This is a genomic window from Mucilaginibacter glaciei, assembly GCF_014773245.1.
Lineage (GTDB): Bacteria > Bacteroidota > Bacteroidia > Sphingobacteriales > Sphingobacteriaceae > Mucilaginibacter > Mucilaginibacter glaciei.
Genome location: NZ_JACWMX010000001.1, coordinates 218,122 through 232,648 on the forward strand (window position 1 = coordinate 218,122; position 14,527 = coordinate 232,648).

15 protein-coding genes are annotated in these 14,527 nt (G+C 44.5%); 14 read left to right on the forward strand and 1 reads right to left on the reverse strand.

Going from position 1 to position 14,527, the window contains the following annotated elements; genetic code table 11:
* The first annotated feature begins 6 nt into the window (after positions 1-6).
* The 4 genes from IDJ76_RS01010 (at position 7) to IDJ76_RS20940 (ending at position 4,258) form a co-directional block, all read left to right on the forward strand.
* Positions 7-1,509 carry a RagB/SusD family nutrient uptake outer membrane protein gene (locus tag IDJ76_RS01010; RefSeq protein ID WP_191159821.1) on the forward strand — a complete coding sequence of 501 codons (1,503 nt, stop codon included), beginning with the start codon at positions 7-9 and terminating at the stop codon, positions 1,507-1,509.
* Between the two features lie 13 nt (positions 1,510-1,522).
* Positions 1,523-2,533, forward strand: coding sequence for a LamG domain-containing protein (locus IDJ76_RS01015; RefSeq protein ID WP_191159823.1), 1,011 nt, complete (start codon positions 1,523-1,525; stop codon positions 2,531-2,533).
* A 66-nt stretch (positions 2,534-2,599) separates the two neighbouring features.
* The gene (locus IDJ76_RS01020) at positions 2,600-3,748 is read left to right on the forward strand and encodes a glycoside hydrolase family 130 protein (protein ID WP_191159825.1); all 1,149 of its coding nucleotides are present in this window, start codon (positions 2,600-2,602) and stop codon (positions 3,746-3,748) included.
* Positions 3,749-4,126: 378 nt separating this feature from the next.
* On the forward strand, positions 4,127-4,258 hold the full coding sequence (locus IDJ76_RS20940) for a hypothetical protein (protein ID WP_262892203.1): 132 nt from the start codon (positions 4,127-4,129) through the stop codon (positions 4,256-4,258).
* An 87-nt stretch (positions 4,259-4,345) separates the two neighbouring features.
* Here IDJ76_RS20940 and IDJ76_RS01025 read toward each other — a convergent pair whose 3' ends face one another.
* Positions 4,346-5,278, reverse strand: coding sequence for an alpha/beta hydrolase (locus tag IDJ76_RS01025; protein WP_191159827.1), 933 nt, complete (start codon positions 5,276-5,278; stop codon positions 4,346-4,348).
* A 136-nt stretch (positions 5,279-5,414) separates the two neighbouring features.
* Between IDJ76_RS01025 and acpS the strand changes: the two genes are divergently transcribed.
* The 10 genes from acpS to IDJ76_RS01075 all read left to right on the forward strand — a co-directional run bounded on the left by acpS (position 5,415) and on the right by IDJ76_RS01075 (position 14,526).
* A complete protein-coding gene (gene acpS / locus IDJ76_RS01030) occupies positions 5,415-5,801 on the forward strand; it encodes a holo-ACP synthase (protein ID WP_191159829.1) in 387 nt (128 codons plus the stop codon).
* Positions 5,788-7,071 carry a phenylacetate--CoA ligase family protein gene (locus IDJ76_RS01035; protein ID WP_191159832.1) on the forward strand — a complete coding sequence of 428 codons (1,284 nt, stop codon included), beginning with the start codon at positions 5,788-5,790 and terminating at the stop codon, positions 7,069-7,071. Before acpS ends, IDJ76_RS01035 begins: the two co-directional genes overlap by 14 nt.
* Positions 7,072-7,362: 291 nt before the next feature.
* Positions 7,363-8,910, forward strand: a complete 1,548-nt coding sequence (locus IDJ76_RS01040) for an HAL/PAL/TAL family ammonia-lyase (RefSeq protein WP_191159834.1) — start codon at positions 7,363-7,365, stop codon at positions 8,908-8,910.
* A complete protein-coding gene (gene fabG, locus IDJ76_RS01045; protein ID WP_191159836.1) occupies positions 8,910-9,638 on the forward strand; it encodes a 3-oxoacyl-ACP reductase FabG in 729 nt (242 codons plus the stop codon). Before IDJ76_RS01040 ends, fabG begins: the two co-directional genes overlap by 1 nt.
* Positions 9,639-9,642: 4 nt before the next feature.
* On the forward strand, positions 9,643-10,062 hold the full coding sequence (locus IDJ76_RS01050; RefSeq protein WP_191159838.1) for a 3-hydroxyacyl-ACP dehydratase: 420 nt from the start codon (positions 9,643-9,645) through the stop codon (positions 10,060-10,062).
* Between the two features lie 9 nt (positions 10,063-10,071).
* Positions 10,072-11,223, forward strand: coding sequence for a beta-ketoacyl-[acyl-carrier-protein] synthase family protein (locus IDJ76_RS01055; protein ID WP_191159840.1), 1,152 nt, complete (start codon positions 10,072-10,074; stop codon positions 11,221-11,223).
* Between the two features lie 31 nt (positions 11,224-11,254).
* A complete protein-coding gene (locus tag IDJ76_RS01060; RefSeq protein WP_191159842.1) occupies positions 11,255-11,878 on the forward strand; it encodes a hypothetical protein in 624 nt (207 codons plus the stop codon).
* Between the two features lie 10 nt (positions 11,879-11,888).
* Positions 11,889-13,094 carry a beta-ketoacyl-[acyl-carrier-protein] synthase family protein gene (locus tag IDJ76_RS01065; protein ID WP_191159844.1) on the forward strand — a complete coding sequence of 402 codons (1,206 nt, stop codon included), beginning with the start codon at positions 11,889-11,891 and terminating at the stop codon, positions 13,092-13,094.
* Complete coding sequence (locus IDJ76_RS01070) at positions 13,095-14,150, forward strand: beta-ketoacyl synthase N-terminal-like domain-containing protein (RefSeq protein ID WP_224746149.1); 1,056 nt, start codon at positions 13,095-13,097, stop codon at positions 14,148-14,150.
* Position 14,151: 1 nt separating this feature from the next.
* A complete protein-coding gene (locus tag IDJ76_RS01075; RefSeq protein ID WP_191159846.1) occupies positions 14,152-14,526 on the forward strand; it encodes a hypothetical protein in 375 nt (124 codons plus the stop codon).
* The last annotated feature ends 1 nt before the right edge of the window (position 14,527 follow it).

Genomic DNA, 14,527 nt, shown 5'->3' on the forward strand with positions numbered 1-14,527 from the left:
ACACTCATGAAAAGATATTTATATATAACCCTTGCAGGCGGTTTGTTACTGTCGGCAAGCAGCTGTAAAAAAGTACTTGATCAACCGCCTTTGGGCACTTACCAGGCAGCCACTTTCTTTAATTCAACCGCCAATGCAAAATCTGCCGTTAACGCAGCTTATGTGCCATTAAGTTATAGTGATGCCTTTGGAAACGAAGGCTGGGTATTGGGCGATGTTGCATCGGACGATGCTGTTAAAGGTGGTTTAACCGGCGACCAGGCGGACATCGATAACATTAACAACTTTAATATTCTGAACACCAATTCGGCGGTTGAGTCGGTTTGGGGAAGAAGTTATAACGGTATCTCCAAAGCAAATTTTGTTTTAGATGGTTTACCCGATGGCAACAAAGCCGTACCGGATGCGGATAAGGCGACGATAAATGCCCAGGCTAAGTTTTTACGTGCATATTATTACTTCACGCTGGCCAATGCTTATGGGAATATCCCACTGCGCCTGCAAACAGCCACTGCCGATAACTTGAATGCGCCTGCCGTGCCGCAGGCACAGGTTTACGCGCAGATAGAAAAAGATTGTACCGAAGCTGCAGCTGCATTACCTACTGCATGGACCGGTGCCGATCTGGGCCGTGCTACCAAAGGGGCTGCATTAGCATTGCTGGCAAAAACTTACCTGTTCGAAGCCAAATACACACAGGCTGCGCAAACAGCCCAACAGGTAGAGGCTTTGGGTTATGCGTTAACCAATAAGTTTACAGATAACTTTAGTGCATCAACTAAAAACAATACCGAGGCAATATTCTCTATCCAGCACACTGCAGGCCTTAGCCCTAAACAAGGCAACGCCTTAAACCAGGCCTTTGCACCGCGCGGCGCGTTGAACGGTTATGGCTTTTTTCAGCCTACCCAAAGCCTGGTAGATAACTTTGAAAAATCGCCCACCGGCGTTGTTGATCCGCGTTTAGATTACACTGTTGGCCGCGCTGGTAAGCCTTATTTCGACAGTGCTTTTGACCCAAGCTGGACAGCTACCGGTTACGTTACCAAAAAATATATCCAACCATTATCAGAGATCCCGGTTGCCACCAAGGGTGATGGCAACGTGAATGTAGAAGTGTTACGTTTTGCAGATGTTTTGCTGATAGAGGCTGAAGCCTTTAATGAGGCTAACAACCCTACTGCTGCACTTGTGCCTTTAAACAAGGTGCGCAAGCGTGCAAGGGAGAGCTATATATATGACATCACCTTAGCTGGCGGCGGTGTTGTACCGGCAGGTTTATTACCTGATATCACGACTACTAATCAAACCCAGCTGCGTGATATTATCCGCAAAGAGCGGAGATCAGAACTGGCACTGGAATTTGGCCGTTATTACGACATTATCCGTTACGGCAGCGCTTATGCAACTAACGCCTTGAAGGATATCCCGAATTTTAGCTTTACAGCCAATAAATTCTTCCCTATTCCTTTTAGCGAAGTTTCAACAAATAAATTATTAGTAAAATAGTAACAGCATAATCATGAAGACATATCAAAAAATTGCGGGTATAGCCATTTTAGTTGTGGCCCTGCTATTTAACCTGGCTGCCTGTAAAAAAGATGCGGCGCAGCAAACCGTTGGCAACGCCGATGGTACTCAAATAACAGCTGCGTTAAGCGTGGCCACATCATTGTACACAAGCGCTACAGAAGGTAAACGCCCCGGTAACTACGCCGTGGGTTCGCGTACAGATCTTAAAACAGCTATCGACCTGGCTACCGCAACCAAAGCTTCTACCGCTTACAGCCAGCGGGAGGTTGACAATGCAACGGCCAACTTGAACCGTGCGGTTGCGGCCTTTAAATCAAGGCTGATACAGGATGTATCTGCCGACAACCTGATCGCTAAATGGGAATTTACCGGCAATGCAAACGACGTTACCGGCCACGGCCATAACGGTACCCTGATGACGGGCTTTATCAACAGCACTACAGATGGCGGCACATTGCCTGCTTTAATAGCAGACAGGTACAACCAGGCCGGTAATGCCTATGATTTTCAGAACGGGTCAAACATCGAGATTCCTTACACTGCTGATCTGAACCCTAAGGAGTTTACCATTTCGTTATGGGTGAAACGCCGCGAAACCAATCCGGATAACTATATGTTTTCGCTTAACACGTACAATGGCTTTAAATTCCAGCTGCAGGGCGCAAACTTCCTGTTCCTGACCTTTAAAGGCGATAATGGTTACCATGACGTAGACAGTAACCCAGGTGTTGTACCGGCAGATGCCTGGACTTTTGTATCTGTATCTTACGTGAACGGTACCATGAAGTTCTACGTGAATGATAAACTGGTAAAAACAGCAGCGGTAACAGGTACGCCGGTTACGTTAACATCGCCTGTAAACCTGGTGATTGGCCAAAGCCTGCCAAAAAGCCTGAAGGGTACTTCATACTTTAAAGGATCTATGGATGATATCCGTTTTTACAATCGTGCATTATCTGATGCAGAGGTACTGTCTATCTACACTATTGAGCAACCGTAATTATTGATTACATTTATAAAAAGACCGCCTGTGCTAAACAGGCGGTCTTCATTTTAATATCACGCTATGAGATTCATCTATTCGTACTTAAAAGTCTTAACATTTTTACTGCTGATACCCGGTTGCCTGTTAGCCCAGGAAAATAAATTGCCCGATTGGGCTTTTGGTGGTTTTGCAAGGCCCGAGGGGATCAACCCCATTATTTCGCCCGATAGTACCACCCGTTTTATGGACCCGGTGTTGCATAAATTAGTAGGGTGGGAGTCTAACGATACCTTTAACCCGGCTGCCACCGTGTTAAACGGCAAGATAGTAGTTTTATACCGGTCAGAAGATAAATCGGGCGTAGGCATCGGGTTCCGCACATCACGCCTGGGCTATGCCTCCAGCAGCGATGGTTTGCATTTTACGCGTTCAAAAACACCGGTTTTTTATCCTGCCGATGATGATCAAAAAAAGTATGAATGGCCGGGTGGTTGTGAAGACCCCAGGGTTGCTGTTACTAAAAATGGCACCTATGTGGTTTTTTATACGCAATGGAACCGCGAAACACCGCGTTTAGGCGTGGCTACCTCTAAAGATTTGAAACACTGGACCAAACACGGCCCAATCTTCGAGGATGCGTACCAGGGCAAATTCCTGAATATAGCGCATAAATCGGCATCGATACTGACTAAGATAGCTGGCGGCAAACAGGTGATCACCAAAATAAATGGTAAGTACTGGCTGTATTGGGGCGAATTGCACGTGTATGGTGCAACCTCAACCAATCTGGTTGACTGGGCCCCGGTAGTGAATACCGACGGCAGCCTGAAGGAGTTTATTTCGCCGCGTAGAGGCTTTTTTGACAGCGAATTAACCGAATGCGGTCCGCCTGCTTTGCTTACCGATAAAGGCATTATTTTATTTTACAACGGCAAAAATAAAAAGGGCGATGACGGCGATAAAAGGTTTACGGCAAACTCTTACTGCGCCGGCCAGGCGTTGTTTGATAAGCACGACCCATCAAAACCCATAACCCGGCTTGATGTACCCTTTATGCGGCCAATGGCTTCATTTGAAAAAAGCGGGCAGTACCCGGCCGGTACCGTATTTATAGAGGGGATGGCTTACTTTAAACAGAAATGGTATTTATATTATGGCTGTGCCGACTCACGCGTGGGTGTCGCCATTTATGACCCCAAGCACGCGGCCAAGCCAGATCCTATCAATTAACAGTAACACCGAAATCGTCATGCCGAATTTATTTCGACATCTCACAAGCAAAGCATTCGACGGGTTAAATATCTTTCGATGTACCTAAACAAGTTCGGGATCACGGATTATTTGAATTAAATGTTATGTACAACATTAATAAATATTTAAGTGGGTGTTCCTCTATAGGGGTTAAGCGTTCCGCAGTGTTCCGTTTCAAGCGAAACACCACAAGCGGAACGGAGATATGCAAAGCAAAAATCCCCTCAACTAAAAGTTGAGGGGATTTTTATTTATGGACGCGGCGGTGGCGGCGGTAATTTGATATGTGGAAATTTGATCCGTGGGCGTCTGGGTGCGCGGCGAGCCGGTGGACGCCTGCTGCGTTTCTTACTAAAAATGTGTAGCGGATCTGGCGGCGGAGGCGGTGGCCCAGGCAAACGCTGCGCCGGCGCTTCAACCGGCTGTGCCAACGCCGGTTCAATATCGGCAATGGTGATACTCGCTGCCATTAACGCGGCAATTAGGTAAGCTTTTGTTATTTTCATCTCTTAACGGTTAAGTGCATGTATCTACCTTAAACTAAATTACATAGGTAATGTTTAATGCGTTAAAAAATTATTTGTTGATTGCGGCTGTATATAAAAAATCGGCTGTATACTGTCCGGCCTCCAGCCAACGCCCTTTAGTTTTTTTGCTTACCCCAAAAATGGGGTTAAAATGGCTCTGCAACTCATGCGAGTAACCTTTAAATAATTTAAAGCTATTTGGGATCTTCAGTTCATCTGCCTTTTGATGGATAGATAAGCTGCCGTACAAAGGGTTATCTTTATGTGTTAGCGGCACCAAACGGTCTTCGCTGCCGTGTACACAAACAATGGGCACACGCGCGTTTTTTAACCAGTCCAAGTTGTATATCGCCCCCCAATAACTAATAACGCCTGCCACTTTGGTAACTTCGGTTTGTTTGGAAAAGGCAACACTATCCGGCAGTGCCGCCAGTTTTGCCAGTTCGACGTTACTACTATAAGCGGTTTGCAAAGCAATCATCCCCCCGGCAGAATTGCCGCCCAGTATGATCTTGTCCGGGTCGATGTTATATTCCTTGTAGTTCTTCTTGAAAAAGGCTACGGCCTGGCGGGCGTCCTGTACGGCATAATAGCTGCTCCGTAAAAATTCGTCGACATGCAAAAAAGGGTAATGCTTGCTTAAGGTGTAATTGATAGATACGCAAACGTAGCCGCGTTGTGCAAAAGTTTCGCTCCAGATCTCCACCCCTTTGGCGTTTTTTGAACCGTATTTAAAGCCGCCACCATGCATCCAGATAATAAGCGGCCTGGCGGTAGCCTTATCGCCTTTGGGCTGGTACAGGTCAAACAAATGTGCTTTCTTTTCGTCCTTCGTTTCGCCGGGACCGTAGCTCAGGTCGGCAGTTTTTTCAACATTGGGGAAAACCAGGTCTTTATATCTCACGGGTGCGCCGTTTTGCGCCTTAAGTGCGGCTGTGGTAGCAAATAACAGTAGCGTAGCTAATAATTGTTGTTTAAACATAATACTTTATATACGTTACAATTTAAACGGACAGATGTTTTTTAAGTCTCATTTGTCAAACAACCATGGCATCTGTTCAGCTGAAAAGTTTTTTACTAAATTTGAGATCGTCTAAATCAAGAAACAGGCGCACGGTATGGTTGTAGGGGTTGGTATTGATTTGGTTGATGTTGAACGTATTGCAAACCGGATCAGCAAAACTAATGGTTTCAGAGAGTTGGTGTTTTCTGCCGATGAGATCACGTATTGTGAAGCTCAAAAAAACAAGTTTGAGCACTACGCCGCACGGTTTGCTGCCAAAGAGGCTTTTTTTAAAGCCATGGGTACCGGTTGGGCAGCTGGCACCTTATTTAATGAAGTAGGAGTGATACATAACGAACTGGGTAAACCCATGTTCAGTTTTATCGGCGATACCGCTAAAACGATTAGCGATATGCAATTGGGTACTATTTTGCTTTCTTTAACACATATAAAAACAGTGGCATCTGCAGTGGTAATTATAGAAAATAATGGAAATTTTTAGAGATATAGCGGCTGAAACTGCAGTTTTACAGGAAAAAAAACTAAAAGATCTGTTAAAATATGTATCGGTAAAGTCTCCGTTCTACAAACAGGTTTTTGCAGAACATCAAATAGATATCGACGCGATCAGGTCGGTAGCTGATCTTCCGCTCATCCCCGTAACGACAAAGGACGACCTGCAATTGCACAATGACGACTTTTTATGCGTATCTACAGAAGATGTAATAGAATATATGTCAACTTCCGGAACGCTGGGCAGCCCGGTTACTATTGCGCTTACAGAAAATGACCTGGACAGGTTAGCCTTTAATGAGTACAACTCTTTTTTATGTGCAGGTGGTACAAAGCATGATATTTACCAGCTGATGCTCACACTCGACAGGCAATTTATGGCCGGGATAGCCTATTACTCGGGCATCCGTAAGCTGGGTGCTGGCATGGTTCGTTTGGGGCCCGGGGTACCTGCCTTACAGTGGGAAACGATTAAGCGGCTAAAACCCACAACCATTGTTGCCGTACCCTCGTTCATTTTAAAGCTGATACAATTTGCAAAAGATACCCATATAGATATCAGCCAAACATCTGTAAAAAAAGCGATCTGTATTGGCGAGAATATCCGAAATACCGACTTTAGCCTGAATATTTTAGGTAAAAAGATCACCGAAGCATGGGATATCCAGCTTTTCTCTACCTATGCAAGTACCGAAATGCAAACTGCTTTTACAGAGTGCACAGAAGGTAAGGGCGGCCATTACCAACCCGAATTATTAATTGTGGAGTTGTTAGATGAGCACGACCGGCCCGTTGCGCCCAACACCCCCGGTGAGGTGACCATTACCACACTCGGTGTACAGGGTATGCCGTTGCTGCGCTATAAAACCGGCGATATTTGTATGTATTTTGATGAGCCCTGTACCTGCGGCCGCACCAGCCTGCGGTTATCATCCATTATTGGCCGTAAAAAGCAGATGATCAAATTCAAAGGTACAACGCTTTACCCGCCCGCTCTTTTCGATCTGTTAAACGAGCGTGAAGAGATCATTGATTTTGTGATAGAAGTTTATTCTAACGAGATAGGGCTTGACCAGGTGGCCCTATACCTGGTACCGGCAGAAGAGAATGAGGAGTGTGATCACCGGATAAGGGCTTATTTACAAGCGAGGTTAAGGGTAAGCCCGCATATTAAGTATGTTACGTTAGAGGAGATCCAGAAGATCCAATTTAACGAAGCCAGCCGCAAGCCGATAAAATTCATTGATAAAAGAGCGTAGCGGTTAGCCTGTTAAAAGGTCATTTTCGTGTAAACCCATCAAATACATAACTATTTGTATAGCAACTATTTAAGTATATTTAATTTGAAATTATGTAAACCTTTGTAAACCCAATTTGTGTTTTGCAGGCTTGTTTTAAATTGAATGGAAGGGATGAAAAGGAAAATGCCTGTGAAAGCATTCCTTTAAACAGCGCCTGCTTTCTTATTACACGTTTGCTGCTCCTTTTTTGCATATATTTTATACTTTAGCTGATTATTAATCACCTTTGACAGAACAACGCATTTGCCCATGATACTTGTTGGACAAACAACACTTTCTTTAAACGACTTTTCAGAACTTATCTTTAAAAACCAGCAAATCGCCTTAGATCAGTCTGCTTTAAAAAAAGTAAACGATAGCTTTGAGTTCCTGAAGCAATTCTCGTCTAACAAGCTCATCTACGGTATCAACACCGGGTTCGGGCCAATGGCCCAGTATAAAGTAAGCGAAGAGAATATCCTGCAATTACAATATAACCTTATCCGCAGCCATTCATCGGGCAGTGGCAAACTAATGCCGGCCCAGCTATCAAAGGCATTGATGATAGCCCGCCTCAATAGCTTTATGCAGGCTTATTCGGGGGTACATCAGGAGGTGGTTGATCTGCTGGTCCAACTCATTAATCTAAACATTTGCCCCTGCATTTACGAGCACGGCGGTGTAGGTGCCAGCGGCGATCTGGTACAGCTTGCCCACCTGGGCTTGGTGCTGATAGGCGAGGGTGAAGTTGTTTTTGAAGATACAGTTCATTGCACAAAAGACATATTTGAGCGGTTTAATATTAAGCCATTAGCTATTCATATCCGAGAGGGGCTTGCCGTGTTAAACGGCACATCGGCCATGACGGGTATCGGGATGATCAACATAATTCAGGCCCGTAAATTATTGAACTGGCAGTTGCTTTTCTCGGCTATGATCAACGAGATCGTAGGTGCTTTTGATGACCACTACTCGCAGGAACTGAACATTGTAAAACACCATAAGGGGCAAAATAAGATAGCTTCCGTTATGCGCGATGTGCTGAAGGATAGTAAGATGATCCGCGACCGTTCTGAGCACTTGTACAACCCCGAAAATCTGGATCAGGAAGTATTTGAAGATAAGGTGCAGGAATACTATTCCCTGCGCTGTGTTACCCAGGTTTTAGGGCCAATTTACGATACCATAGAGCAGGCAGAGAACGTGCTGGTGAATGAACTCAATTCGGTGAACGATAACCCGGTGATTGATCATCTGAACCAGAATATATTCCATGGCGGCAACTTCCACGGCGATTATGTATCGCTGGAAATGGATAAGCTGAAGATTGCTACTACCAAACTATCCATGCTTGCTGAGCGACAGTTAAACTACTTGCTGAACAGCAGGCTCAATCAAAAGCTGCCGCCTTTTGTAAACTTAGGCGTGCTGGGCTTTAACTTTGGTATGCAGGGGATGCAGTTTACGGCGACCTCTACAGTCGCCGAGAATCAAACATTGTCGTTCCCGATGTATGTGCATAGCATACCCAACAATAATGATAACCAGGATATTGTAAGTATGGGTTGTAATGCAGCGCTAATGACCAAAAGGGTGATAGATAACTCTTTTGAAGTGTTGGGGATCCATTTAATGACCATTTTGCAGGCGATAGATTACCTGGGTTGCCAGGATAAATTATCAAAACCTTCTAAAGAATTATATGACGAAGTAAGGGCGATATTTCCCAAATTTGTGGAGGACGAACCCAAGTATAAAGACCTTGCCCGGATCAAAGAGTTTTTAGAAAGTACCGAACGCATAAACGCATTTGTCTAATGAAGTGCGCATTAATCACCGGTGGATCGAGAGGGATTGGGAGGGCTATTTGTATTAAACTTGCAACCGAAGGATACCACATCCTAATAAATTTTAAAAGCAATACGGCAGAGGCGGAGAAGACCCTCGCCTTAATTAAAGAAGCCGGCAGCAACGGCGAATTATTGCAGTTTGACGTTGCCGATTGCGACGATATCAATAAAACTCTGGGATATTGGATAACTAATAATTCCGAAAAGTACATAGAGGTATTGATCAACAATGCGGGTATCCGCGATGATAGTCTGATGGCCTGGATGGAGCCGGCACAATGGCATAATGTGCTTAAAACCAATTTGGATAGCTTTTTTTATGTGACCCGCCTGGTTTTGACCGGTATGTTGTTGCGTAAATATGGCCGGATCGTTAACATCGTTTCGTTGTCGGGATTGAAAGGGTTGGCAGGTCAAACTAATTACTCTGCCGCTAAGGCCGGGGTTATAGGCGCTACAAAAGCGCTTGCACAAGAAATTGGTCGCCAGGGGATCACCGTTAACGCTTTGGCACCTGGCTTTATCAAAACAGATATGACCGAGGGTTTGGACGAAAAGGAACTCAAAGGTTTGATCCCGGCTAAACGTTTCGGTACACCCGAAGAAGTGGCCCACGCAGCGGCGTTTTTAGCTTCGGCAGGGGCATCTTATGTGACCGGGCAGGTTTTATCGGTCAATGGCGGATTATATTCTTAAGCACATGGAGTTTCCTGTTGACGATATATCAGATCTTATCCCGCAAAAGCAACCCTTTGTTTTTGTAGATAAACTACTGTATGCCGGTGACAGTTTAACCCGCAGTAGTTTCAAAATTAAGAAGGACGCCGTATTTGTAAAAGACGGTTTATTGCAAGAAGCCGGGTTGATGGAAAATATAGCACAAACAGCGGCTTTACGCGCCGGTTATATGGCTCATCAAGCTAACGCGTTGGTTATGAATGGTTATATCGGCAATGTAAAAAACCTGGAAATATTCGCCCTGCCAAAGATTGACGACGAGATCATCACCGAGGTTAACATAGGAGAACAAATATTTAATGTTACCGTTATAACCGGTAAGATATGGCTTGATGGTAAACTGATAGCCGGTTGCGAAATGAAGGTTTTCGCGGATAATTAAAAATAAGAGATGAGTGCAGGTGAGTACAATGGCCGGGATATTTACGTTGTTACCGATAATATTGTATCGCCGCTGGGCAATACTACCGGGGCAAACTTTGCGGCTTTGCGCGCAGGAAAAACATCTGTTCAAAAACACCACTACAAGGAAATTGCACCAGAAGCTTTTGCAGCTTCTTTATTTAAAGATAACGACAGTTTTTATAAAGGGGATGGCGTTGATTACACGCGATTCGAGCGGCTGGCTATCGCATCCGCGTCTGAGGCGATCAACAATAGCGGCATTGATACCGGCGACGACAAAACCATCTTTATCCTCTCATCAACCAAAGGAAATATTAGCCTATTAGAGACCGAAGAAGATAATGCCGGATTGCATCAGCGGGTTTCACTGGCTACCTCTGCCAACTTAATTGCAGCGCATTTTGGTTTTCCAAGCAAGCCCGTAGTGGTTTCTAACGCTTGTATCTCCGGTGTGTTGGCTATAATCACCGCGATGCGGTTGATCCGGTCGGGAGAATATGATACCGCCGTAATTACGGGCGCAGATGTGATCTCCAAATTTATCGTTTCGGGCTTTCAATCATTTCATGCGTTGAGTAATGAAGTTTGCAAACCGTTTGATCGTGATCGCGACGGACTTAATTTGGGCGAGGGAGCAGGGACGATCATCTTATCTGCTGATAATAAATATTCTGGCAGCATAAAAGTATTGGGAGGGGCTGTAAGTAATGATGCCAACCATATATCGGGCCCGTCCCGCACGGGTGAGGAGCTGGCAGGTGCTATAAATAATGCCCTGAAAGATGCGGTTGTAGCTGCCGCCGATATTAATTTTATTTCGGCACACGGCACTGCAACCCCGTATAACGACGAGATGGAAGCAGCTGCAATAACACTCGCCGGTTTGCAAAACGCGCCGTTAAACAGCTTGAAAGGCAATTACGGCCATACTTTGGGTGCCGCAGGTATTATTGAAACAGTGATCTCTCTACAATCATTAAAACAAGGGTTGCTGATGCCTACAATTGGTTACCAGGAAAATGGGGTGACCCATCCGGTGAAAGTTTGTACAGCCGTTACCGAAATAGATGCTAAAACTTTTCTGAAAACAGCATCGGGTTTTGGGGGTTGCAATGGTGCCATTATATTCGGTAAATAACAATATTTTTGAACAGATCTAAAACAGCATCTTGGCAGCAGAAAGATATATAACCCGTAGTTGCGGCATTAATAGCGGTGAAGTATGCGTAAATTTGGAGGTGCTGTTTTCGAATAGAGGACACTTACTGCCCGACTTTTTGCTATCGGTGTACCAGCACTTCGCATTGAGTTATCCTAAGTTTTATAAAATGGATAACTTAAGCAAATTGGGCTGGCTGGCGTCAGAATTATTGTTGAAGAATGCGGGAATGAATGAGAAATATGATCCGGCGCGGATAGCTGTGGTTTTGGCTAACGCCAATTCAAGCCTTGATAACGACCTGAAATATGTGAAGACCATTTCAGAAGGTGCCAGCCCGTCGGTATTTGTGTATACATTGCCTAACATCGTAATTGGCGAGTTATGTATCCGTAATAACTTTAAAGGCGAGCATGCCTTTTTTATACAAGATGAATTTGATGCAGATTTCATCTTTAAACAGGTAAACTACCTGCTCGATCAGCAATTAGCTTCGGCCTGCATTTGCGGCTGGGTAGACGTCTTGGGCGATAATTATAAAGCAGCGTTATTTTTGGTAGAGGATAAGCAGGCCGATAATATGGTAACATTCTCGCCGAATAACATGACGAAAATATTTAATTTAGTAAAATAAAAATTTAATCTTGGGTACTCATTCAACAGTTTATATAGCAGGGTTGGGCGTAATATCGGCCATTGGCAATAACGTGGCCGAGCATCTTGACGCCTTTAAAAACGAGCGGGCAGGCATGGCCGGGATAACCTTGATCGATACCATACACAAGGGCAAATTACCCGTTGCAGAGGTGAAACTGACCAACGAGGAATTGGTGGCTAAAAGCGGCTTTACCGAACACAATAGCCGTACAGCTTTATTGAGTCTTGTAGCTGCAAGGGAAGCAATTTCTGATGCAAATATCCCCGGAATAGATAACTTACGCGTAGGGTTTGTGTCGGCCAATACCGTAGGCGGAATGGATAAGAGCGAGGATTTCTTTGTGAAGTTTTTAGCTGATAACAGTAAAGGCAAGCTGCGAGATGTTTATGACCACGAGTGCGGCAGCATGACCGAGATAGTGGCTGATCAACTGGGCATAACTGATTTTATGACCACCATCAGCACCGCATGCTCATCATCTGCTAACGCGATATTTTACGGTGCCCGATTAATTAAAAGTGATATAGTTGACGTTGTTGTAGCCGGAGGGGTTGACTCGCTCACGAAATTCACCTTAAACGGATTTAATACCCTCATGATATTGGACGAAGCCTTTTGTAAACCCTTTGACGACAACCGCAAAGGATTAAATTTAGGCGAGGGGGCGGGATACGTAGTGCTGGTATCTGAAAAAGTTGCAGCTACGCTTAGTAAACCTGCTTACTGCAAACTGAGCGGTTGCAATAACAGTAATGATGCCTATCATCAAACAGCGTCGTCGCCTGATGGTACGGGGTCATATATGGCTATGCAGGGTGCACTCAAAAAAAGCGGATTGCAGCCAGCCGATATCAGCTACATTAATTTACACGGTACTGGAACACCAAATAACGACAGTGCAGAAGGTACAGCGGTAAAAAGGGTATTTGATCCCCACTATCCACCCATGAGCTCGACTAAATCATTTACCGGGCACACGCTTGGGGCAAGCGGCGGCATCGAGGCCGTATTTTCCGCCTTAGCCATTAGGCATCAAATAATATATCCTAACCTGCGGTTCACAACGCGGATGCATGAATTGCCGTTTGAGCCGGAGGCGCACCTTTTAACAGATAAGCCTGTAAAACACGTCATGTCCAATTCGTTTGGGTTTGGGGGTAATTGTACATCATTAATATTTTCGGAGGCTTAAATGAAGATCTATATCCGTTCATCAGCTTGCGTTTCGGCTCAAAATACTTTAGCGGCCGGTAATTTTCTGGATGATATTGTAGAATACACAGGCACGCGTTTACCAGTTATCCAGCCCGATTATAAAAAGTATATCGATCCTAAGCTGATACGCAGGATGAGCCGCGTAATAAAGATGGGGGTGGCTGCTGCCAAAGAATGCTTGGATCAGGCCGGGATAGATATGCCGGGTGCTATTATTACGGGCACTGCTTTTGGTTGTATGGAAGATACCGTTACCTTTTTAACGCGTATCATAGAATACCAGGAGGAGTTACTACCGCCTACAGCCTTTATACAATCCACCCACAACACAGTTGCTGCGCAAATTGCTTTGATGCTTAAATGCCATAACTATAATAGTACTTTTGTGCACAAGGGAATGTCGTTTGAAAGTGCATTGTTTGATGCCGTTATGCTTTTGAAGGAAGAAGAAACCGATAATGTATTGGTTGGCGGAACGGAAGAAATGGTTGATACCAGCTTTATAGTATTGACCAGATTGGGATTGTACAAGCGATCGCCCATCTCTAACCTTCAATTGTTTGATGAGGAGTCTAAAGGTACCATAGGAGGAGAGGGTGCCGCTTTTGGTTTATTGAGCGTCAACGCCTCTGCAAATAACATGGCTGAACTGGTGGCTGTTAAAACGCTTTATAAGCCAAAGGACGTAACCGTAAGCATAGCCGATTTTTTAAATGCGAATGGTTTAGCCATCGCCGATATCGACCTGGTTTTGACTGGGAAAAATGGCGATATTAAAAATGATGATGTCTACAAAAGTCTAAAGGATACTTTATTTAAAGACACAACCACAGCCAATTATAAGCACCTATGCGGAGAATATCCAACCTCGTCGTCATTCGCGTTATGGCTGGCTGCCAACATGATCAAACGGCAATCGATTCCGGACGTGTTGCTGCAAGGTGAGCAAAAAGTTCAATCACCTAAAACTATCCTATACTACAACCATTACCAGGGCAAATATCATTCGTTAATGCTGCTATCTGCTATATAGAATGACTTTAGTAAGCGAAAATATTTTTGAGGTTAAGGATCTGCAACAACAGGGGGGGCAAATAACGGCCACTTTACGTTTAGTTGAAGATAACCCTATTTTGAATGGGCATTTTCCCGGGCAGTCAGTAGTACCGGGTGCCTGTATGTTAGATTTAGTGAAGACTGTGATCGGGGACGCCTTAAGCATCAATATTCAGCTTAAAACTGCAGGCAATATTAAATTTATGCAAATGGTAACACCTGCGGATGCAGATGAATTGAATTTGAAAATTACTCATAAGCCCATTGAAGCAGGCTTTATAAGTTTAAATGCCACCATCCTTAAAGCAGAAACAGCCTGCTTTAAATTGCAAGCTGTTTTTGCTATATTATAAA

What these genes read in the sequence shown, in the direction of transcription:
- IDJ76_RS01035 (WP_191159832.1), top strand. Translation starts at nt 5,788, where the DNA reads ATGGAAATTTTTAGAGATATAGCGGCTGAAACTGCAGTTTTACAGGAA.
- IDJ76_RS01070 (WP_224746149.1), top strand. Translation starts at nt 13,095, where the DNA reads ATGAAGATCTATATCCGTTCATCAGCTTGCGTTTCGGCTCAAAATACT.
- IDJ76_RS01050 (WP_191159838.1), top strand. Translation starts at nt 9,643, where the DNA reads ATGGAGTTTCCTGTTGACGATATATCAGATCTTATCCCGCAAAAGCAA.
- IDJ76_RS01055 (WP_191159840.1), top strand. Translation starts at nt 10,072, where the DNA reads ATGAGTGCAGGTGAGTACAATGGCCGGGATATTTACGTTGTTACCGAT.
- acpS (WP_191159829.1), top strand. Translation starts at nt 5,415, where the DNA reads ATGGTTGTAGGGGTTGGTATTGATTTGGTTGATGTTGAACGTATTGCA.
- IDJ76_RS01040 (WP_191159834.1), top strand. Translation starts at nt 7,363, where the DNA reads ATGATACTTGTTGGACAAACAACACTTTCTTTAAACGACTTTTCAGAA.
- IDJ76_RS01025 (WP_191159827.1), bottom strand. Translation starts at nt 5,278, where the DNA reads ATGTTTAAACAACAATTATTAGCTACGCTACTGTTATTTGCTACCACA.
- IDJ76_RS01010 (WP_191159821.1), top strand. Translation starts at nt 7, where the DNA reads ATGAAAAGATATTTATATATAACCCTTGCAGGCGGTTTGTTACTGTCG.
- fabG (WP_191159836.1), top strand. Translation starts at nt 8,910, where the DNA reads ATGAAGTGCGCATTAATCACCGGTGGATCGAGAGGGATTGGGAGGGCT.
- IDJ76_RS01020 (WP_191159825.1), top strand. Translation starts at nt 2,600, where the DNA reads ATGAGATTCATCTATTCGTACTTAAAAGTCTTAACATTTTTACTGCTG.
- IDJ76_RS20940 (WP_262892203.1), top strand. Translation starts at nt 4,127, where the DNA reads ATGTGTAGCGGATCTGGCGGCGGAGGCGGTGGCCCAGGCAAACGCTGC.
- IDJ76_RS01015 (WP_191159823.1), top strand. Translation starts at nt 1,523, where the DNA reads ATGAAGACATATCAAAAAATTGCGGGTATAGCCATTTTAGTTGTGGCC.
- IDJ76_RS01075 (WP_191159846.1), top strand. Translation starts at nt 14,152, where the DNA reads ATGACTTTAGTAAGCGAAAATATTTTTGAGGTTAAGGATCTGCAACAA.